We start from the raw sequence: 20967 nt of genomic DNA, 5'->3' as shown, positions 1-20967 counted from the left end.
TCATTTTACGAAATCGAGGGATAGATTCAAAGTGTTTGGACATTAATTGTCAGTTTTTTTTTGAGTTTGCTGTACAGGATGCCGAAATGGGAACAGAAAAAAGGACCAGCCATCGGCCAATCCCCACTAATCTAATTCAACTGGCGGTTCTTCTTCTTCTAAATCCATCGCCTGTTCAATATTGGCATTTTCCTCACGCATATGGACTGATCCTCCGCTCATGCCTTCGTTAATGATCCGGTCCACATCCAAGTAAGCTTTGTCTTTCCCTTCATACTGGGTGTCCGGCAGGAATTCGATATCTTTTTTCTTCTTTTTCACAGCTACTCCTCCTTTAGAGATAGTGTGCTACCTGTGGGGAAGTTTATACTGTGTACTCTTGTTATTCAGGCTATTTTCGAATAGTGCTATATTTTTCGGAATTCATATCAAATAGCAACCAAGTATAAGAAAAGAGCCTTATTCATACACGTGAAAAAGCATCAGTTCATGAATTTGTTTCTTTATTATTTCTTCGTCTGAAGCAGGTGGTGCTATATCTTTCCATTCAATGGTGCCATTTTTATGATAGCTGCCTTCATACCTTTTTCGATCGTGATAGAAAGAAAAAGTCCAGCCGGGTAATTTTTTGTTTTCATACATACTCTTGAATTGGAAGTGCTGTATCAACTGCAAGTCCCCCTTGTCTGCTGCCGATGGTGGTTGATGGGCAGCATATCTCTTTTCTTCTATTCTAAACGTTCAGGCGGATTTTTTACAGGGGGACGCAATATAACAATCTGTGCGGAAAATCTCTTTGATATGACATATGCTTGTATGTTCTGTCATATGTTTTAGTAATTCATATGAAGGGGACGAGTTATATGCCGTTTATTTTGAACCTGCAAACAGCCATCACTAACTCATTGGCTTCGGGCCATTTTTATAAAGAGTTGAAAAGCAAAACCAATAATCCGATATATCAGGAGTTCATAGAAAAGGCAGAAAGCGACAAGAAAAAACACTATGAACTGCTTCAGTATGTTCATTACCTTTCGACAGGGGCTTACTTTCATGCTAAAAAAGAAAAAAAGAACTTCTCTAATTTCAGGGAAGGAGTTTTGATCGCCCTGAAATCAGAGTTGAGGGAAGCTGAATTCTTTCGGGATCTGTTAATGGATATCCCTGATTGGCAAGCACACAAACCAATCTTCATTGCCATGGCAGATGCTCCTGTTAACGCAGTGAGATTCAGTAGTATTTATAATGCCCTTAAGTAGACATTCTCCGGGGTTTCTGTGAAAAATAAAAGAAAGTATCAGAGAGGGTTTCCAACCGTTTGTCTTCGATATCCGTTTCATCAAACCTCATAGGTTTCGCGTTTATCTCAAAAATGATGAGCTCATTATTGTCTTCCTGGATTCCAAGATCCAGCGAAAATTCTCCAATCAGTCCAAAGGTGGATTGAAGCTGTTTTCCGCATTCTTCTGCGATGGATCCAACTTTTTCAACCAATGCTTTCGATTGAATGTGTTTGAACGGCAGGATTTTCCCTCCCTGAGGTACATGGGTGGTTACTTCCTGGCGTTCAGACATACGGATTCCAATGCCGCTGATGATAAAGTCACTGCCTGAGAAATGGACGAGCACCCGAAGGTCATATCGGTGGTTGTTCATTTTTTTGCACTGGACAGCTTCCTGCAAAATATAATCACCAGAGGTGAACCACTCAGGATACTTTAAGGCCAATCGATCAAGCCTCCTGAACTTTTCAATTTTTTTCGTGCTTTTGCAAAGAATTTGACCATCCCCACAAAGCTCGACAAGCCTTATCCCTTTTCCTTTGGAAGAGAGGACAGGCTTGATATAGATTTTTTGTTTTATCGTAAGAAAATCCATCAGTTCCTTTTCAGTTTCGACCAATCTTGTTTCAGGGAGAAAAGGAGTCAAGGATGAATTTTCAGAGAGCGATTGATAGACCTCCCACTTATTGAAAAAGTGGGGGTTGAAAAAGTGAATCCGCATCTCTTCAATCCAGTCCAGGCACGCAGAAAACTCATCTGTTTTTTCTATGGAGTGGGAAGGGATTCGATTGTAGATGACATTCGGGATTGGAAAGATGCAAGGGACCCACATGTTTTTTTCCTCATGAAAACAAATGCCTTCCACTTTTTCTCTGCCAATATCCTCAATCGAAAAGACAAAAGAGATACCTCCTTTGGACTGGATGACCTGCTGAAGCTTCTGAAATAAAGGGAAATTTCCTTGATAACTACCCTTTTCTTTCCCTGCAATTATGCCGATGATCGGGCCGCATACATTTCCATCGACAAATATATCAAAGCAATACTTGTAAGGTTCATTATCTCTGTAGAGTATATAAGAATTTTTGCCGAAAAGCAGTGATGATAAGGAGGGGTCGCTATGAAAGAATATTTTCTTTTGCGGCTGATAATAGATTTTCATCGAAAGGTCTCCTGAGGTTCGCGGAGAGATCTCTGTGTCAAATAAAGACCGAAAGATAAAGACAATTTTCTGGTCAGGAGTTCGAATGATTTAAGATCCGGGTGGGAAAAAATCGACCGTCCCGGCTTTGAATTCGCTTCAAACAGCCATACTCTTCCCAGTCTGTCAATTCCAAAATCAAATCCAATTTCCCCTATATACCCCTCCATGTTCTGCTCTAATGCAGAAGAAAGAATGATCGCCGCAGACCTTAACTTTTCTTCCATTTTATTGAGTGTATCCTCATCATCAAAAATCTCAGGAAGGCTTTTAATTTTCCCGCCATTATGAAGATGTGTCGTTACACTTCCTTCACCAGCCACCTTTGCTGCAGCGGCACTGACCTGCCATTCCCCGTTTTCATCCTTATTGGTGTGGACCCGGAAGTCCAAAGGGCGGTCTTCGAAACGAAGGAGGTGAATACCCTGCTGGATGATCATTCTGTTCAGGACTTTAGGAGAGATGATTCTTTGCAGCAGCTTTTCAAAAGAAGCAGATTTGACCCTTCGGTTAGTTCCTGTCTTATCTTGAAAAACACAGGTATATGCCTCTTCTTTCCGATCGTATTTGAATTGATGGACACCGATTCCGAGGCTGCCGTTTTGCGGCTTGATGAATACCTGGCCGTACTTGGAAAGCATTCGTTCAATTTGCGAAAAAGACTGAAAGGAATGGGTTTCGGGAAGGTAACGAAGGGCCTCTTCATCACTTTCCAGCCTTTCAAAGACGTCCAGTTTATTGAAGAAGCCGGGGTTATACCAGGGAATTCCATATTCTTTTTGGAGCCTTGCTTTCATTTCCTTATAGCTTGATTTCTTTTCGCTTTTCCTGTTTGGGAGGCGGTCATATATCACATTCGGAAGAGGAACGATCTGTGTTTCCCATTGATTACGATAATAAAAATGTCCTTTAACAAGTCCGTTTTCCCAATCAATATGTTTTTCACCAAAAACAAAAGGAATAACCCCCATCGATGACTGAAGGGACAGCAGCTTGGCAAAAAAGGAAGAACGTTCTCCAATAGGTTTCATTAGAAAAGACGTAAAACCAGATGTGAAAATACCGATAAGGGGCCCTAGTATAATGGTCTGTTCATGAAAAAACATATAAATATTCTTGATTGAACCTGGCAAGTGCAGTTCATCAGCAAGTGCCGAGCTGACAGCTGCCACATTTCGGCCATTAGGGTGCTTTTGGCACAAGGCGGGTACCTGGGTTGAACCGAGTGAAATGGTACGGGTTTCAGCTTGGCGCTGCATACTGACTGGATAGTATAAGATTTTTTCGCTGCTTGTGAATCTTTCCAGTTTAAAAGGCTTAATCAAGATGAGTCGCCTCCTGTCGCGGGCATTTTTCGTTGAAGAGCCTTGCAATAGCGCAATGGCATGGAGTATAAATGCTGAACTTCCTCAGGTGACAGCAGTTTGAGCATTTTATGGCCAGGCTTGGAATTCATATCGAGAACCCAAACAGAGCTGTCTCTGCCGATAATGATATCAAGACCTATTTCGAAAAGGGGTGCAAATTCAATTTCTAAAAGGGAAGGCAGATTATGAATGATTTCCTTCAACTCAGATTCGATATAGTCCCAATTGTATTGTTTTTTATTTTTTTTCCACTCATTATAGGGAACAGCCTCGGCCCCTGCACTTAAATTGGTCAGGAGACTGCCGGTATTACCTGCCCTGAAACCCTTACAGGAAACCGTCCAGCGATCTTTCTCGTCTTTCTGGAGAAGCAAGCGAAGATCAAATGGCCGATTAAGTTCATCGAGATTATCAAGCCTTTTCTGCATAATGAATTTCTTCTTTGTGGTAACCCCTTCCAGCCAGTTGCAGAAGGTGTCTTTATCCATCTGTTTCTCAATGATCTCCCCTTTTTTAGTCGTACGTACCGCCATGGTGCCGTTCTCAGCTGTAATTTCATATACGGCAATGCCATGTGCCCCGTCAAAAGGCTTGATGATGACATTTTTGTACCTCAGCATCTTCGAGAGCGTGTCAGGAATGGATTCTATCAGATATGTTTTCGGGAGATAAGGAGACACTTTCGCATAATCTTTTAATGCTTGATAAATAGTCCACTTGTTTGGAAGGCCGTACCCTAAAAAACATAAATCATCTCTGTTTTTAAGCCATTGCACAATGGCTTTCGCCTGCTTGGAAGTGAAATCGTCCTGATAAAAGGTTCTGTCATATATATATTCTGGAATCGTAAAGATATCTTTGACCCAGCAGAAGGAATCTGTACAATAACGGAATCCTTGGATCCATTCAGTATGAGGATGGATTTGGAGGGGGGAAAACATGAATACTTCAACATTTTGATCTTTGCTCCATTGGGCCATGCCAGAATAGAAGGAATGCTCAGTGTCAGGTTCAAGCATCATAATACCCAGTTTAGTCATGGTGATGTCTCCTTTCTTCCCAAATGCTTTTTGATAAGTGATAAAGTGTTTTTACAGACGGCCTGATTTTGTTATTTTCAAAGTAGGTCTGTTTGGATGGTTTGGAATTGATCTCAATCAACCAGGGTTTTCCCGTTTCATCTATACCGATATCAACGCCCAATTCTCCTAAATTAAGAGGGCAGCGTTCCGCCAGACACGTACAGGCTGACAATGCGAGTTCTTCCATCACCCTGAATATCCTGAGAGCATCCCTCTTGCCGAAGAATTCACTTAATATGGCCTTTGGTTTTACCAGCTCTCCTCCCTGGGCGACATTTGATACAAACTGCCCTTCACCTGAGACTCTTGCTGTTGCTGAAATCAGCTGCCATTGCTGCGGATCGGTCAAGTGGCAAAGAAATCGAAAGTCCAAAGACCTTCCTTCAGCTTCTATTAAAGGAATCGTTTCCTGAATGATGAAATGAGAAGAAACTTTAAGCCTGTTAAGCTCATCGACTGTTTCTTCATAAGTAGCAAAGGAAATCTCCTTGGAATCGCTGCCAAGGTTTTGTTTTAGGAGATAGGTGTTTTCTAAGTAAGAAAGCCTTAATAGTTTTTTTCCCTGGCTTCCGGCTATATGCTTAATAAAGACATCGCTGTGCTTGCTCAACATGCTGCGAAGGCCGGAGTAAGAAAACGTTTCTGTATTCGGCAGGTATTCTATTAGATGATGTTCCTGTGACAAAAACTGATGCACATATTCCTTTGTTAAATAGGAAGTATTGAACGTGAAAACCGACTTTTCTTCCAGTTTTTGTTGAAGTTGCTTTGCAGCCTCGCTTCGGTCTGTTTTCCTTGAATGGATCCGGTTGTACAGAAGGTCAGGCAGCGGAACAATTTGTTCGACCCATCTTTCTGTTTTTTCATCAAAAAACAACCCTTTCTGATCATTAAGCAAAGAGCATCCAGTTAAATAGAATAAGCCGCCTTGATCTTTTGTCAGGTAACAGAGCTCATCATAGTACTTTTCAAGTCTGCCAATTACAGGTTTCCCTGATGCGGACATATCGGTAATTATGGCAATGACCGGTCCAAGGTAAAGAGTTTCTTCTGATGGAGAGAAGTAAGAAGACAGGTTAAACTTTCCGGAAAGCCGGCTGGAATGATTTTCAGGAAATACAAGCTCCGTTGTGTCTTCACTAAGTATGACAGTAGAAATTTGGACCTCATATTTAGATAGCCCAAGCTGCAATATTATATTTTTTCCGGCAAAACCCCGTAATTCTCCAGAATAAGAGGATGGAATCGATAAGACCGGCCGTTCGGTGATTTCCTTCGTGATGCTGCATTTGATCATCATCATAAAAAACTCCCTGTTTGCGCTGCCCGCAGACTAAATTTATAATATTAAAATGGGCGAATGTTGATATAGCATATTATGTGAGAACCTTTAAAATGTTCAGGGACATACCAAATTAAACCTTAAAGCATCTCAGGGTTTTTATAAAAACTGGCAGCTTGCACCAAGGCCGCTAAGCTGAATGCATATTTGAGCCCTTATTAGAAAGCCTTCAGGAAGGATGAAATAATGGAAATTATTATTACTTTTATATTGATGATTGCTATCGGTGCCCTAATCGGGGGGATGACCAACTCCCTCGCAATCAAGATGCTCTTCAGGCCATATAAACCTGTGTATATTGGAAAGTGGCGGGTCCCCTTCACACCAGGACTGATCCCGAAAAGAAGAAGTGAAATGGCAACTCAGCTGGGCGATATGGTCGTTCATCATCTTATCACCCCGGAGAGCCTTCAGAAAAAATTAATGAACAGCCAGTTCAAAAAAGATGCAATTTCATGGATAGGCGAAAGTGCTGAACCGCTGCTGGAGTCTGACGAAGCGATAGAGGTATGGTTCGAGAAACTGCGAATCCCGATGAATACAGAGAGTATCGAGGCTGGGATTGAGAAGTGGATCGACCAAAAATATTACAGTTTTAAAGAACAGTTCCGATCTCAGACGGTTGAGGCAACAGTACCTCTGCAATGGCAGGAGAAAATTGAAGACTCAATACCAAAGGCGGCAGATTTTATAGCAGAAAAAGGCGAAGCATACTTTTCAAGCCCGGAAGGAAAGCGAAAAGTCAAAGTGATGATCGATGATTTTTTGGAGGGACGAGGCATGCTGGGAAATATGCTCGGAATGTTTCTGGGGAATTCCTCGGTGTCTGAAAAAATCCAGCCTGAAATCATCAAGTTCATCAAACATGAGGGGACAAAGGAAATCCTGCGGAACCTTCTCAGAAAAGAATGGGAGAAAATAAAAGAGTCTACCTGGGAGGACCTCTTACAGAGTGTAAAAGACGAGGATGTTCTTCCTTCCTTGAAAAAAACGCTGCTTGAGGTTATTTCAGTGGATAAGCTGATGTCAGCGAGTTTAAAAGATTTCGCGGCACCATTCAAATCAAGAATCGTGAACATTATCGTGCCTCACATATTTGACATGAGCGTAACGGCAATTTCTAAGAGAATTGAGGTCATCATGGAAAAACTTCACCTTCAGGAAGTGGTCCGTGAGCAGGTGGAAACCTTCTCTGTACAGCGTCTGGAAGAAATGGTTCTCGGAATTACCTCAAGGGAACTGAAGATGATTACCTATCTGGGGGCCTTATTAGGAGGAATCATCGGATTGGTTCAAGGTGTTATTGTTCTGCTGATTGCATAGAAATAGTACGGAGAACCCGGTATCCTCGCATTCCTCTTACAGGTTTGTTATAGTGGTAGAGGATTGAGCTAAAGATTATTAGGAGGTATGGATTTTGTCAGTAAACTTATATGATTACGCAAATGAATTGGAAAGTGCTTTAAGAAAAAGTGATGAGTACAATAACCTGAAAAAAATGTATGACGAAGTAAACAATGATGAGCAGGCTCAAAAAATGTTTGAGAACTTCCGCAACATTCAAATGAACCTGCAGCAAAAACAAATGAGCGGACAAGAGTTGACTCAAGAAGAGGTTGAGCATGCTCAAAAGACAGCTGCACTTGTTCAGCAGGATGAAAAAATCTCCAAGTTAATGGAAGCTGAACAAAGAATGAGCATGTTGATCAATGAACTAAACAAAGTGATCATGAAACCATTGGAAGACCTATACGGCTCCATGCAGAAATAATGACAGTGACTGCCCTGAAGCGGGAAAGCTTCAGGGTGTTTTTTTGTTTTTATATGAGTGCCTGAATAGCTGGAGTAGCTCCAGTGCTATTTGGGAAGGCTTGCTAAGGGCATCAAAAGAAGGGAAGAACGAAAATGATGCAGCCAAAGGGCGTGGTGCAGGACATCAAAGTAAGAAAAGATAGTTAAATAATGTAACAAAAGAGAGAGAACCTTGACTTTAAGATTCACCCCTCAAACTTGTCATATTTATTCCTGCCGTTTCATATCAGTATACAAAGGACTAGAGTGGACATGATTTATGACCATTCCCATATCAATAAATCCACGCAGGTTTAAAATAGACAACAATCGAGGAGGGCGCATCCATGATTTATCGTATGTTAGCTATGAATATTGACGGCACCTTACTGAACAATGGCCGAATAAGCAAAGAAACAAAAGAGGCTGTTGAATATGTCCAAAGCAAGGGGATATTTGTGACGCTCGTTACCGGAAGAACATTTCCTTCTGCTAAAAGGGTCGCAAAAGCATTGAAGGTCGACAATCCGCTGATCACCCATCAAGGAGCCTATATCGGTACACAGGCGGATAAGCCGCAATTCGTAAATAAAATACAGGAAGAAATTTCTTTTGAACTTGTGAAGTTTCTGGAAGAGTTTGATTGCCAGATGAGGGTAGTCCAAGATAAGACGGCCATCATGAACAGAGTGAAATTGTCTGGTTCATTACGTGAGAAAGTGCTGTTTAATCGGGAATCCAGTTTTATGTACAGTACACACTATACGGACTCATTAAGTGAGTACTTGTTCGAAGATCCTTCACCCTCACTTAAAATAGAAGCAAAATTCGGTTCTGAAAATGAGCGGAACGACGCAATTAAGGCGATTAAAGGGATGTATCATGAAGTCGATTGCATTTTGACAGCCGACAACAGAATCGATATCGTTAAAAGGGGCGTCTCCAAGCTAAGAGGATTGCTTTACGTCTGTGAGCGTGCAGGCATCACCCGTGAACAGGTCGTGATGGTCGGAGCCAATCAGGATGATAAAGATATTCTCAATTGCTGCGGATTAGGGATCGCGATGGGGAATGCAAGTCAGGATGTCAAAGGTGAAGCTGACTGGATCACTCGAACAGACAAACAAAATGGTGTTGCATATGCAGTCAAAGAAGTATTCCGTAAACAGCAGCCTATTGAATTTTTGAAAAAAATGAATGTGATTAAGTCTTAGGCTTTTCTGAAACTGACCTTGTTCATGAGGTCGGTTTTTTATTTGGTAATAAAATATGAGGTCGACCAGCAAACCGGCAAAAGGAGTACCTTGAGTGCGAATGCAGTGTTGATTCGGACAGAACCTGCCTTTGGAAGTCGGTTTGAGTCCGAATTGACTCCCTATTCGGACAGAAACGAACGTCGAAAGCTGGTTTGAGTCCGAATTGATGCCTTATTCGGACAGAAAACCGGCAAAAGGAGTAACTTGAGTCCGAATTCAGTGTAGATTCGGACAGAAACGAACCCTGGAAGCCGACTTGAGTCCGAATCGGTATCTGATTCGAATTGAAAAACCAACCCCACTCCTTATAATCGGTGAGATTGGCGCGGACAGCAGCACTTAAATCCGAACGCCGCTGAACGGGGCACCTCCGCTTTAGATTCATCCAGCTCCAGCGGCCAGCGACTAGCGGATTTCCCTCTGCCTCCTTTGCGATAAGTCAACATCGACTCGCTAGTGCTCGCCGAGTTTCCTTTATCTCAATGCGGCAGCGGTAAAATCCGTACGTCGCTGAACGGCCGCTTCCGCTTTTGATCCATCCAGCTCCAGTGCCCCAACGGCTAGCAAACTCCCCACCTTCTCCTTCCGATAAGTCATCATCGAATCGCTATCGCTCTTCGTGATTCCTTTATCTCATGCGAAGGCGGTAGAGTTTGTACGCCGCTGAACGGGGCACCTCCGCTTTAGATATTGACCACAATCCATTCCTTCTGTACACTTAAACAAGTTGAAATTCGTTTTTGAAAGGTGATTTAATTGAAGATTACATTCAGTGGTTTGAGTGATGAGCGGTTTAACCGTCCGCTTCAGCTTATCGCCAATTTATTTTTTGAAGAGCCGTCCGTTGCACCCTTTTATGATGAAAAGGGCGACCTCCATATAGAGTTCCAATTAAAGAAAGCAGGAATGGTATCTGCACAAGCTGTGTTGGAATCAGATAACCAAACCTGCACTTCCAGCTATCAGAAAGAGGTGCCAGAAGAGCAAACGGAAAAAGAGCTTTTCCGCAGCTTTAAAAACGCTCTCTCACATGTCTATCTGAATGTCCTGCAGGATTATACCGGCATCATTCAGCCTTGGGGGATCCTGACAGGCATCCGTCCAACCAAGCTCTTTCATAAAAGTGTCAGAGAAGGGATGAAGAGAGAAGACATCCGCAGGAAACTAAAAGAGGATTACCTGATCACTGATGAGAAAATCGATTTAATGGAACGCATTGTCGACCGGCAGCTGTCTGTTGTCCCTGATCTGTATTCTCTTCAAAAAGAAGTGAGTATCTATATAGGCATACCTTTCTGCCCGACCAAATGTGCCTATTGTACATTTCCTGCCTATGCGATCCTCGGAAAACAGGGGCGGGTGGATTCCTTCCTTACCGGCCTGCACTATGAAATCCAGGAAACCGGCCGCTGGCTGAAAGAGAATGGAGTCAAAATCACGACCGTTTATTACGGCGGGGGAACACCTACATCCATTTCAGCAGAGCAGATGGATTTATTATACGAAGAGATGTACCGCTCTTTCCCTGATGTGGAAATAGTTAGGGAAGTTACGGTGGAAGCAGGGCGTCCCGATACCATTTCACCTGAAAAATTGGATGTTTTGAACAAATGGAACATCGACCGCATTTCCATCAATCCGCAGTCTTACAAAAATGAAACCCTGAAGGCAATCGGCAGGCATCATTCTGTGGAAGAAACGATTGAGAAGTTTCATCTGGCAAGGGAAATGGGAATGAAGAACATCAATATGGATCTTATTATCGGCCTGCCGGGAGAAGGTGTGGAGGAATTCACTCATTCACTCAATGAGACAGAAAAGCTTATGCCTGAATCTCTGACAGTCCACACTTTATCGTTTAAAAGAGCGTCAGAAATGACCCGGAATAAAGAGAAGTATAAAGTGGCAGGCAGGGAAGAAATAGAGAGAATGATGGCCCTTGCTGATAAATGGACCCAAGAGCATAATTATGCGCCATATTATTTATACCGCCAGAAGAATATTTTAGGAAACCTGGAAAATGTCGGTTATGCGCTCCCTGAACAAGACAGCATCTACAACATAATGATCATGGAAGAAATGCAGACCATCATCGGGATCGGATGCGGTGCAGCCAGTAAGTTCATTGATCCGGATACAGGGAAAATCACACACTTTGCAAATCCTAAAGAACCTAAGGCATATAATGAAGGCTTTAAAAATTATACTGAAAAGAAATTGCAGATTCTTGATGAGCTGCTCAATAAATAATAAAAAATCCTCCTTCTTGGGAGGATTTTTTTTAGACCATTTTCTAAAGGCTCTTTTCTAAAAGGTTGTTGTTTTTAAAGCTATTTTAGCCTCTATCCTATTACGTAAGAGGCTCACCGCCCGCCCCGCGGAGTCGCACGGCTGGAGCGGAAAGCCATTACTATTTAACAGCCACAATCATTGCGAAAAGAGCCTTTCTAAAAGAGCATGTTAGAATACATTTTTTCTGAAAATTAAATTAATTATAAAGGGAATACAAGATAAATAGCGAATGAGAATAGTAGAGGCAAGCATATATTCTAGTGAAGTGATTTGAAAGCGATTTCAATAAAGTTGGGAGAGATGTCAAATGATGAATACTCCTTTGCTGCTTACACAAATGATTGAGCGTGCTGAAAAGTTTTACCCGAAAAAAGAAATTATTTCAAGGACAGAAAGCGGCATCAACAGGTTCACGTATAAGGAAATGGCATCGAGAACGCGCAGGCTCGCAAGTGCCCTAGAGAAAATTGGCGTTACAGAAGGGGACAAAGTCGGTACACTGGCCTGGAACCACCACAGACACCTCGAAGCCTATTTCGCTGTTCCCTGCAGCGGGGCTGTACTGCATACCATCAATATCAGGCTGGCACCACAGCATATCATTTACATAATTAATCATGCTGAAGATAAAGTGCTGCTGATAGATTCTGATATTGTCCCGCTTATTGAAAAAGTGAAGGATCAACTGAAAACAGTTGAAGCCTTTGTCATCATGACGGACAGCAAGGAACTCCCTGAGACAACCTTGTCGCCTGTCTACCATTATGAAGACATGCTGTCTGAAGGAAAACCAGACTACAAGTTCCGCGATGACCTTGATGAGAATGCCCCTGCAGGAATGTGCTATACCAGTGCGACGACTGGAAACCCTAAAGGTGTGGTTTATTCCCACAGAGGCATCGTTCTGCACAGTATGGCACTGGGTCTTGCGGATACTACCGGAGTCTCTGAAAAAGATATTGCTCTGCCTGTTGTGCCGATGTTCCATGTGAATGCATGGGGTCTGCCTTTCGCAGCAACCTGGTTTGGAACGTCGCAAGTCCTTCCCGGGCCGTATTTCACACCGAAACTGCTTGCAGAATTGATGCAGGAAGAGAAAGTCACGATTACGGCAGGCGTTCCAACCATTTGGCTTGGATTATTGAAAGAGCTTGAGGAAAATGAGTATGATCTATCAAGTGTGAGATCCATTCTCTGCGGAGGATCTGCTGCACCGCTTGGCATGATCAAAGCTTTTGAAGAAAAACACGGAATTCCTTTCATGCATGCTTACGGTATGACAGAAACCAGTCCATTGGCTGTGGTGACTGGTGAAAAAAGTTATATGGAAGAATGGAGCAAGGAAGAGAAATACAACGTAAAAGCCAAGCAGGGCATACTGGTTCCAGGATTGGAAATGAAAATCATCGGCAAGGATGGAGAAATTTCATGGGACGGAAAGGAAATGGGAGAGCTGACCCTAAGGGGGCCATGGATTGCTTCGGAATATTATAAAGATGAAAGAACAGATGATGCATTCAGGGATGGCTGGCTTTATACAGGGGATGTCGTTACAGTTGATGAGGAAGGCTTCATCAAAATTGTCGACAGAACCAAGGACTTAGTTAAATCAGGAGGAGAGTGGATTTCTTCCGTCGATCTGGAGAATGCGCTGATGGCGCATGAAAGTGTATTTGAAGCAGCGGTCGTTGCTGTTCCTCATCCGGAGTGGCAGGAACGGCCTGTTGCCTGCGTGGTATTGAAAGAAGGAGACCATCAAAATACCACTAAGGAAGAAATCTATGAATTCCTGAAACCTCAGTTTGCCAAATGGTGGCTTCCTGATGAAATATTATTTTTGGATGAAATTCCAAAAACATCAGTCGGCAAGTTTCTAAAAAGAGCTTTGCGGGAACAAGTGAAGGAAAGGGTTCAGCAATAGGCTGTTGAATTTACTCAGAAGAAAGCCGGTGTGAATCGGCTTTCTTCCATTTTCCTGCAAAGGTTGATATAACAATATTTTTTTACAAGGAAATGTTATATAATTTGTATTAACAATATTTTAAAAATTATGAACTTTAGTACATAAGGGGTGTTTTAATGAATACAAATGCACTTTACCAAACCATCAAACTTGATAAGGACGGAAAGACGGCCACCATTACCCTTAATCGTCCTGAATCTCTAAATGCGTTGAACACGCAAATGATGAGAGAGTTATTGAACTGCTTAAAGGAAGTTGAGAAGGACGAAGAAATTTTGGTGCTCATCCTGAAGGGAGAAGGAAGGGGGTTTTCCTCAGGCGGGGATATTAAAGAAATGCTTAACTTAGGCGGAAAAGAAGAGTTCTCTTCGGTAATGGACGTTATCAGCGATTTGGCGATGACTCTTTATACAATGAAGAAACTAACGATTACAGGTATTCATGGAGCGGCAGCGGGCCTTGGATTAAGTCTGGCATTGGCGACTGATTATATCATTTGTGAAGAAGACAGCAAGCTTGCGATGAACTTCATCGGCATTGGCCTGATCCCGGATGGCGGAGGCCACTTTTTCCTTGAGGAACGTCTGGGGACTGGAAGAGCCAAAAAGCTGATGTGGACGGGAAAAGTGATGGAAGGACAGGAAGCATTGATGAAGAAGCTTGTGGATGAAGCAATTCCATCAGGCAAGCTGGATAAAGCGATTGATAAATATATCACAGACTATCTGCAAAAGCCTTTAAGGTCAATAATTGAGTCCAAATCGATATTTGCCGAGCTGAATCGGGAAAGACTGGAAAAGGCACTGCAGCTTGAAAAAGAAGGACAGTGGAAGATGCGCCAGACACTTGATCATCAAGAAGGAATCAGGGCGTTTGTGGAAAAACGTTCACCGAAATTTACGGGGAATTAAAAAAACGGGATGAACAATGGTTCGTCCCGTTTTTTATGTACATTAAAGCTTTAAAACTATTGGTTTGGAAGTTTGGCGGCCTGCGCTTTTTATATGATCATGGATGGAAAAGGATCAACTTTCCAAGCGGGGAAGCACAGCGGTGTGTATGATCTTCGTATCCTTTTTCCTCAAGTATGCGTTTTCCGATTTCTTTTGCTTCATCATCGGATTTGGCTTCAAAGGAATCCTCAAAAACATTTTCCCCTGTTTGTTCAAATACAGTCAATTTGTAAACTCTCATGTCTCTATCCCCTTTATGAAAAAATTCTGATAGTTACTATTATTCTTGCATAATTTCATAAAATAATAAAGTTTTAAATTTTTATAGAAAGAGGGAACCTTTTTCCCTATATAATCGTAGAAGTAGTTGGAAATAAAAGAAGAGAAATTCTGCGTATTGTACAAACAGACGCATGCAGAGGGAGAAAGGGAGGATAGCATGACACTAGTGCTAAAAGATGTCACGAAACGATTCGGAAGCTTTACTGCTGTTGATAATCTGTCGATCAGCATTCCGGAGAAAGAAATGTTCGGTTTCCTGGGTGGAAACGGGGCGGGAAAAACAACGACATTCAGGATGATTCTCGGACTGCTTGACCCGAGTGGGGGCGCGATCACTTGGAATGGAAAAAGTATCGATTATTCTACAAGTCCTGAAATTGGATATCTTCCCGAAGAGAGAGGGCTGTATCCGAAAATGAAGGTGAGCGACCAGATTATCTATCTGGCCCGCTTGAGAGGGATGGATAAAAGAGAGGCTGCAAAGGAACTGGAATACTGGCTTGAGAGGTTTAAAGTTCCAGAATATGTGAATAAAAAAGTGGAGGAACTATCTAAAGGGAATCAGCAAAAAATTCAATTCATTGCTTCCATCATCCACAAACCGAAACTGCTGATTCTCGATGAACCATTCAGCGGTCTTGATCCGGTCAATGTTGAACTCTTAAAAGACGCTGTAGAGGAAATTAAGGAAAAAGGAACGACGATTGTGTTTTCGAGTCACAGGATGGAGCATGTGGAAGAGCTGTGTGAAAACCTGTGTATTATGCATAGAGGTTCTCCGGTTGTTCACGGCGGGTTAAAAGAAATCAAGCGTTCCTTCGGCAAGAAAAACGTCACCATCCATGCTGATTTCGATTTACGTTTCCTTGAATCAATCCACGGAGTAACGAAATCGAAAAAAGTGACAGAAGGAGTACAGCTGCAGGTAGAATCAGAGGATATTGCACAAGATGTATTTAATGAAGTTGTGAAAAAGGGGTTTGTCCGGAAGTTTGAACTAGAAGAACCTTCATTAAATGATATATTCATTGAAAAGGTAGGTACTTCATATGAATAATTTTTTACTAATGCTGTCACATTCGTATTTGAGCAAGCTTAAAGCAAAGTCATTCATCATTACCACTTTGATTGTGGCTGCCGGGATTTTGTTATTGACGAATCTACAGGATATTATTGAAAGCTTTCAAGGTGATGAGCAGGAAACAGTAGCAGTGGTTGACCAAAGCGGGAAACTGTTTTCCCCATTTGCCGCCCAGTTGGAGACATTGAATAAAGATCTGGAATTGGAAATGTCGAGTGAAAGTGAAGAAAGTTTGAAAGAAAGTACGGAAGAAGGGACTTACAAAGGCTATTTGATTCTTTCGGAAGATGAAAGCGGACTGCCGCAGGGTGTTTATAAGTCTCAGTCAATCTCCGAGTCCTCGATTGCAAATGACCTGCAGAATGCTCTTCAGGGAATCAAGTCTGCAAAGGCAGCAAAGAATCTCGAACTCTCTTCAGAAGAATTGGCTTTCTTAAGTTCACCGGTTTCCTTTGAGAGGGAGGCTCTGGTAGAAGGAGCCAAATCGGAAGAAGAATTGAATCAGGCGCGCGGCATTGTATATGTCCTGTTATTTTTCATTTATATATCCGTGATTGTCTACTCAAACATGATTGCCATGGAGGTTGCAACTGAAAAGTCTTCCAGGGTGATGGAAATCCTGATATCAAGTGTATCGCCAGTCAAGCAGATGTTTGCAAAGATATTGGGAATCGGCCTCGTTGGTTTAACACAGTTGTCATTCTTACTGGCGATAGGCTATTTTGCACTGACAAGCAAAGGAAACTCAGAAATCGGGGGAATGATGGAATTCTTCGGATTCACTGATGTTCCCGTCGGAATCATTGTGTATGCAGTCGTGTTTTTCCTTTTAGGTTATTTTCTATATGCGACACTTGCAGCTCTTCTGGGTTCACTTGTCAGCAGGATAGAAGATGTCCAGCAGATGGTTATGCCGATGACTTTCCTTGTCATGATCGGTTTCTTCATCGCTTTTTATGGATTGGCAAGTCCTGATGCGACGTTCGTATCGGTGGCATCATACATTCCATTCTTCACACCGATGGTTATGTTCCTGAGGGTGGGAATGTTGAATATCGCTGCCTGGGAACCGATTTTGGGAATCGCCGTCCTGCTTCTCTCCATTCTGCTTTTGGGCTGGTTTGGAGCAAGGGTATATCGTGGCGGTGTATTAATGTATGGCAAGTCGAATTCCTTTAAAGATATTAAAAAGGCCATAGAGTTAACGAAGAAAAATTAAATTTGAATTCATACAAGGCGGTTCTCTAATAGGGGACTGCTTTGTTATGTTAATGGCTGTTAAAGAGTGTTGTTTATTATAGGACCCTTTCAAAATTAGTGTTGCTTGATTTCCGCTCCAGGTGTGCGACTCCGCGGGGCGTGCGGTGAGCCTCCTCGGCTTCGCCTGTGGGGTCTCACCTGTCACGCTAATCCCGCAGGAGGTCGCACACCTTCCGCTACAATCCACCTTAAGTCCCGTAGTAGCCAGATGCTTGACATTAACAAGTCCTGGGTTATTGCTTATATCAATGCTAAAAATGTCCTATCCTATAATTTTTAAAAACAACATCAGTAACTAACGAAGCCTATGTTAAAAAAGGTATTTGCCGTTGAAAAGGCGAACATTTAAAAAGGCTGAGTAAATTATGAAGGTAAAGGTTGCTGAATCAAAATGGATATTATCAAGATAAATGAGTATGAGATAGATTTACAAAAATCTGCGGAAATTCAGAGACTGCTTACAGAATGTTTTCCAGGCATCTATCCTGAAAACAGAATTTTCTTCAAGCAGGCTCCTCATTTCAGGCTGTTGGTTCATGATGAAAAGGACGTGCTGGTCGGGCAAGCCGGACTGGATTATCGTGTGATGAACCTGGATGGAAAGCTTGTCAGGGTTTTAGGTATCATAGATCTCTGTGTAAAAAAAGAATATCGTTCGCAAGGGATTGCATCACAGTTATTAAAGTACCTTGATGAATTTTCTGTGAATAAAAACATTGATTTCAGTCTGTTATTTGCAGATGATCCTTCAGTATACAGAAGAAACGGTTATGTATCGGCAGCCAATGAATGCAGGTGGTTAAAAATAAATGATGAAAACCTGATGTCGTTTGCAATAGGGGAGGAAGTCATTGGTGAACTGATGGTCAAGGAGACCGGTTCAATAAAATGGAATGAAGGATCGCTGGACTTGCTGGGTTATTTGTACTGAAAAATCAATAATGGCAGAGGGGGGAAGAAATGAAACGAATTATGGTGATAGGGATATCGGCCGGGGTTGGAAAATCGACGTTTGCCAGAAAACTCGGTGAACTGCTGGATATTGAAGTCACCCATTTAGATGCTTTGTTTTGGAAACCAGGCTGGGTTGAAGCGACATTAGAGGAATTTTCCGAGCCGCAAAGAAAGATTGTAAAAAAACAACAGCACTGGATTATCGAAGGAAATTATAGCAGCACGTTTGACATAAGGATGGAGAATGCGGATACGATCATCTATCTTGAGCTCCCTTTATATGTATGCTTATACAGGGTCTTGAAAAGGTGGATTACCAACCTTGGCAATAATAGGCCGGATATGGGGGAGGGGTGCCCGGAAAAGATGGAGTGGTCATTCCTGAAGTTTATTATCACGACTTACCATTCCCGTAAACGGAAAATGGATGAACGAATAAAACGGTTCCAAGCTAAAGGGCACGAGAAGAAGGTATTCAAGCTTAAGAACAAGAAGGAAATTGCCGGCTTTTTAGAATCTCTGGAAATAGAAAGAGGGAAAGTGGATGGACATATATCTTGATAGGCTGAAAATGGAAGATGCAGAACAATTATTTGCCTTTGAGCTTGAAAACAGGGGATTCTTCGAAACGATGGTGCCAAGCCGCGGGGCTGACTATTACAACTATGAAACATTTCTATCGAAGCATAAGCTCTTGCTGAAGGAGCAGGAAGAGGAAATCTCGTTTTTTTTCCTGATTAAGAATAAAGCAGGTGAAATCCTCGGTAGAATGAATTTGGTTGATATTGATCCAAGTACTAAAATCGGCCATATCGGCTACCGCGTAGGAAAAGCTTTTACAGGGCAGGGAATAGCTTCGGCAGCTTTAAAACTCCTTTTTTATGACATAGAAAAGCTTCAAGTAAATGAGATACATGCTAAAACGACAGAAGATAACCTTCCTTCGCAGAAGATACTGATAAAAAATGGGTTTAGCTTAGTGAAAAAAGATGAAGAATCCTCAGGAATAAATGAAAGGTTCTTGCACTATGTGCGTAGCGGATCTTTAAAGAAATAAGGTGGTATCATATGGAGTTCATTATCTTTTTAACAATGTTTCTATTTATATTGATTGGATTTTATTTTGTAATTAAAGCGGCAGTTACTGACGCAATCAATTCATCAAGTGAAATGAAGAAGCTGAAAACCGAACTAAGAGAACTGAACAATCAGATCAAGAAAGAAAGCAGTTATCGGGTTAATACAAAGATCTGAAAAATTCACTGCGTTCGATCCAGAGGAGGTCGGTAGACATGTTTGACATTACAATAATCGGTGCGGGAGTGAGCGGTGTTTTCACGGCTTACAAGCTTATGCAGGAAAGTGAAGAGTTAAAAGTACATATAATCGACCTTGGTAAAGAGCTCTCACAACGTGTTTGCGACCTTGACAGCGGCGGTGCCTGCACATGTGAGGGGATTTGCAGTAAATATATAGGCTTTGCGGGGCTTGGGAAGTCAGAGGGCAAATTTAATTATACAAATGATTTTGGAGGGGAGCTTGGCCGTAAAGTCGGTGAAGCCAATGCCATGGAATTAATGAAGGAGGTCGACTCCATCCTATGTTCCTTTGGCGGTGATGCTGTTGAAACATACTCTACCAAAAATGAAACTCTGTCAACAAAGGCGGAGGAACATTCTTTCCGGGTGCTGTCCACTGAAGTGCGCCACTTGGGAACCAGGCTGGCGAATAAGGTTTTCCAAGGGATGTATGACTTTCTGAAAGACAGGGTTACCTTTTCGTTTGAAACGGAGATAGAGTCTGTCTGTAAAGAGAAGGATGGATTTATGCTGTACACATCAGAAAGGACATTCTCAACAAAAGAGCTGGTTATTGCTACCGGAATGAGCGGGAGCAAATGGCTGAAAAGGCAGACCGAATCTTTAGGGATCGTCCATGCAGAGACAAGACTGGACCTGGGTCTCAGGGTAGAAATGAAAGGATGCCAGCTGGACTCCATTTTGAAGGAGACTTTCGAAACAAAGCTGACGTATCTTGGAGATTCATACACTGCGACTACCTATTGCATGAATCCAGAGGGAAGAATTATCCGTAAGCATCAGCATGGACTTGTCATGCCGGACGGCCAGAATGCCAGGGAGAAAGAAATGCCAAGTCCAAACCTTAATTTCACTTTGTTTGTTCCCCGATACTTTCAATCCTATAACCAAGCCCAGCAGTACGCCCAATCTGTTATTGGCACAATCAACAGAGGGGCCGGCCGGATTGCCGTCCAAAGGCTTGAGGATTTAAAACTTAATAGAAAGACAGTTGAATTCACAACAAATGTAGTCTCTCCTTCACTGGATGCGCAGGGAGGAAATCTAAGGGAGGAGGTCCCTGAACTGTACACGAAGGCTTTATTGGAAATGCTTGATGCATTAGAGGGGCTGATTGGCGAGCCGGTACATGAGGATACTTTGATTTATGGAATCAATGCAAAATTTTACGAACCCAAACTTCTTACCAATCAATTCTTTGAAACAGAAGTCCCCCATCTGTATTTGGCCGGAGACTGTTCAGGTGAAACTCATTCCTTATCCCAGGCTGCAGCCAGCGGTATATTTCTGGCGGGTCACCTGGTAAAGAAACTTTCGGGTACATTGCAGTATTAGTGTTTAAAAAACAAAAGCAAGGTTGTGTACTGAAAACGTTCATGGCGGAAAAGGAAGTCTAAATGACTAGTTCATTAGGGCTTTTTTTTTGTCTTTTTTATTATCATGAATTCTTGGAAACGAGTAGAGGCACAATATTGACACAAGCTGGAAATGGAAGGGCTGGCAAAAATCAAATGGATTGTCCAAAAGATAGAGAGAATTGA

General features: G+C 42.2%; 21 protein-coding genes. 14 read left to right on the top strand and 7 right to left on the bottom strand.

Features of this window, described 5'->3' with window-relative positions; translation table 11 throughout:
- Nucleotides 1-126: 126 nt before the first annotated feature.
- Complete coding sequence (locus tag M1E09_RS16570; protein WP_456271944.1) at nucleotides 127-321, bottom strand: hypothetical protein; 195 nt, start codon at nucleotides 319-321, stop codon at nucleotides 127-129.
- A 138-nt stretch (nucleotides 322-459) separates the two neighbouring features.
- On the bottom strand, nucleotides 460-669 hold the full coding sequence (locus M1E09_RS16565; protein WP_456271943.1) for a YheE family protein: 210 nt from the start codon (nucleotides 667-669) through the stop codon (nucleotides 460-462).
- Nucleotides 670-863: 194 nt separating this feature from the next.
- Between M1E09_RS16565 and M1E09_RS16560 the strand changes: the two genes are divergently transcribed.
- A complete protein-coding gene (locus M1E09_RS16560; RefSeq protein WP_456271942.1) occupies nucleotides 864-1259 on the top strand; it encodes a hypothetical protein in 396 nt (131 codons plus the stop codon).
- On the opposite strand, the gene M1E09_RS16555 is transcribed toward M1E09_RS16560, so the two are convergent.
- From M1E09_RS16555 to M1E09_RS16540, 4 genes are read right to left on the bottom strand one after another with little or no spacing between them, the layout of a single operon-like run.
- Entirely contained in the window at nucleotides 1252-2445 is a 1194-nt protein-coding gene (locus M1E09_RS16555; protein WP_456271941.1) for a YheC/YheD family endospore coat-associated protein, read from the bottom strand. The genes M1E09_RS16560 and M1E09_RS16555 overlap by 8 nt on opposite strands.
- A complete protein-coding gene (locus M1E09_RS16550; RefSeq protein WP_456271940.1) occupies nucleotides 2442-3809 on the bottom strand; it encodes a YheC/YheD family endospore coat-associated protein in 1368 nt (455 codons plus the stop codon). The genes M1E09_RS16555 and M1E09_RS16550 overlap by 4 nt, the downstream gene beginning before the upstream one ends.
- Nucleotides 3806-4891 (bottom strand): YheC/YheD family endospore coat-associated protein, encoded by a 1086-nt coding sequence (locus M1E09_RS16545; protein ID WP_456271939.1) that lies wholly within the window; start codon nucleotides 4889-4891, stop codon nucleotides 3806-3808. The genes M1E09_RS16550 and M1E09_RS16545 overlap by 4 nt, the downstream gene beginning before the upstream one ends.
- Nucleotides 4884-6236 carry a YheC/YheD family endospore coat-associated protein gene (locus tag M1E09_RS16540; protein WP_456271938.1) on the bottom strand — a complete coding sequence of 451 codons (1353 nt, stop codon included), beginning with the start codon at nucleotides 6234-6236 and terminating at the stop codon, nucleotides 4884-4886. The genes M1E09_RS16545 and M1E09_RS16540 overlap by 8 nt, the downstream gene beginning before the upstream one ends.
- Before the next feature lie 225 nt (nucleotides 6237-6461).
- On the opposite strand from M1E09_RS16540, the gene M1E09_RS16535 reads away from it, so the two are divergent.
- From M1E09_RS16535 to M1E09_RS16510, 6 genes are all read left to right on the top strand, one after another.
- Nucleotides 6462-7598, top strand: coding sequence for a DUF445 domain-containing protein (locus M1E09_RS16535; protein ID WP_456271937.1), 1137 nt, complete (start codon nucleotides 6462-6464; stop codon nucleotides 7596-7598).
- Nucleotides 7599-7692: 94 nt separating this feature from the next.
- Nucleotides 7693-8046 (top strand): YlbF family regulator, encoded by a 354-nt coding sequence (locus tag M1E09_RS16530; RefSeq protein ID WP_456271936.1) that lies wholly within the window; start codon nucleotides 7693-7695, stop codon nucleotides 8044-8046.
- A gap of 367 nt (nucleotides 8047-8413) precedes the next feature.
- Complete coding sequence (locus tag M1E09_RS16525; protein WP_456271935.1) at nucleotides 8414-9280, top strand: HAD-IIB family hydrolase; 867 nt, start codon at nucleotides 8414-8416, stop codon at nucleotides 9278-9280.
- Nucleotides 9281-10078: 798 nt separating this feature from the next.
- The gene (locus tag M1E09_RS16520) at nucleotides 10079-11572 is read left to right on the top strand and encodes a coproporphyrinogen III oxidase (RefSeq protein WP_456271934.1); all 1494 of its coding nucleotides are present in this window, start codon (nucleotides 10079-10081) and stop codon (nucleotides 11570-11572) included.
- Between the two features lie 349 nt (nucleotides 11573-11921).
- Nucleotides 11922-13535: a long-chain fatty acid--CoA ligase gene (locus M1E09_RS16515; protein WP_456271933.1), complete on the top strand. Its 1614-nt coding sequence runs from the start codon at nucleotides 11922-11924 to the stop codon at nucleotides 13533-13535.
- 158 nt (nucleotides 13536-13693) lie between these two features.
- Complete coding sequence (locus M1E09_RS16510) at nucleotides 13694-14488, top strand: enoyl-CoA hydratase (RefSeq protein ID WP_456271932.1); 795 nt, start codon at nucleotides 13694-13696, stop codon at nucleotides 14486-14488.
- Nucleotides 14489-14585: 97 nt separating this feature from the next.
- Here M1E09_RS16510 and M1E09_RS16505 read toward each other — a convergent pair whose 3' ends face one another.
- Entirely contained in the window at nucleotides 14586-14771 is a 186-nt protein-coding gene (locus tag M1E09_RS16505) for a YhzD family protein (protein ID WP_456271931.1), read from the bottom strand.
- A gap of 198 nt (nucleotides 14772-14969) precedes the next feature.
- On the opposite strand from M1E09_RS16505, the gene M1E09_RS16500 reads away from it, so the two are divergent.
- The 7 genes from M1E09_RS16500 (at nucleotide 14970) to M1E09_RS16470 (ending at nucleotide 20761) form a co-directional block, all read left to right on the top strand.
- A complete protein-coding gene (locus M1E09_RS16500; protein ID WP_456271930.1) occupies nucleotides 14970-15869 on the top strand; it encodes an ABC transporter ATP-binding protein in 900 nt (299 codons plus the stop codon).
- On the top strand, nucleotides 15862-17112 hold the full coding sequence (locus M1E09_RS16495; RefSeq protein WP_456271929.1) for an ABC transporter permease: 1251 nt from the start codon (nucleotides 15862-15864) through the stop codon (nucleotides 17110-17112). The genes M1E09_RS16500 and M1E09_RS16495 overlap by 8 nt, the downstream gene beginning before the upstream one ends.
- 432 nt (nucleotides 17113-17544) lie before the next feature.
- Entirely contained in the window at nucleotides 17545-18084 is a 540-nt protein-coding gene (locus tag M1E09_RS16490; RefSeq protein WP_456271928.1) for a GNAT family N-acetyltransferase, read from the top strand.
- A 29-nt stretch (nucleotides 18085-18113) separates the two neighbouring features.
- Nucleotides 18114-18668: a topology modulation protein gene (locus M1E09_RS16485; RefSeq protein ID WP_456271927.1), complete on the top strand. Its 555-nt coding sequence runs from the start codon at nucleotides 18114-18116 to the stop codon at nucleotides 18666-18668.
- A complete protein-coding gene (locus M1E09_RS16480) occupies nucleotides 18652-19164 on the top strand; it encodes a GNAT family N-acetyltransferase (protein WP_456271926.1) in 513 nt (170 codons plus the stop codon). The genes M1E09_RS16485 and M1E09_RS16480 overlap by 17 nt, the downstream gene beginning before the upstream one ends.
- Before the next feature lie 11 nt (nucleotides 19165-19175).
- Entirely contained in the window at nucleotides 19176-19361 is a 186-nt protein-coding gene (locus M1E09_RS16475) for a hypothetical protein (RefSeq protein WP_456271925.1), read from the top strand.
- A gap of 38 nt (nucleotides 19362-19399) precedes the next feature.
- Nucleotides 19400-20761, top strand: a complete 1362-nt coding sequence (locus M1E09_RS16470) for an NAD(FAD)-utilizing dehydrogenase (protein WP_456271924.1) — start codon at nucleotides 19400-19402, stop codon at nucleotides 20759-20761.
- Nucleotides 20762-20967: the final 206 nt, after the last annotated feature.

The sequence above is a fragment of the Bacillus sp. AK031 genome (genome assembly GCF_053903065.1).
The sequence above is the reverse complement of the archived record's forward strand: the minus strand, read 5'-3'. Positions and strand labels throughout refer to the sequence as shown.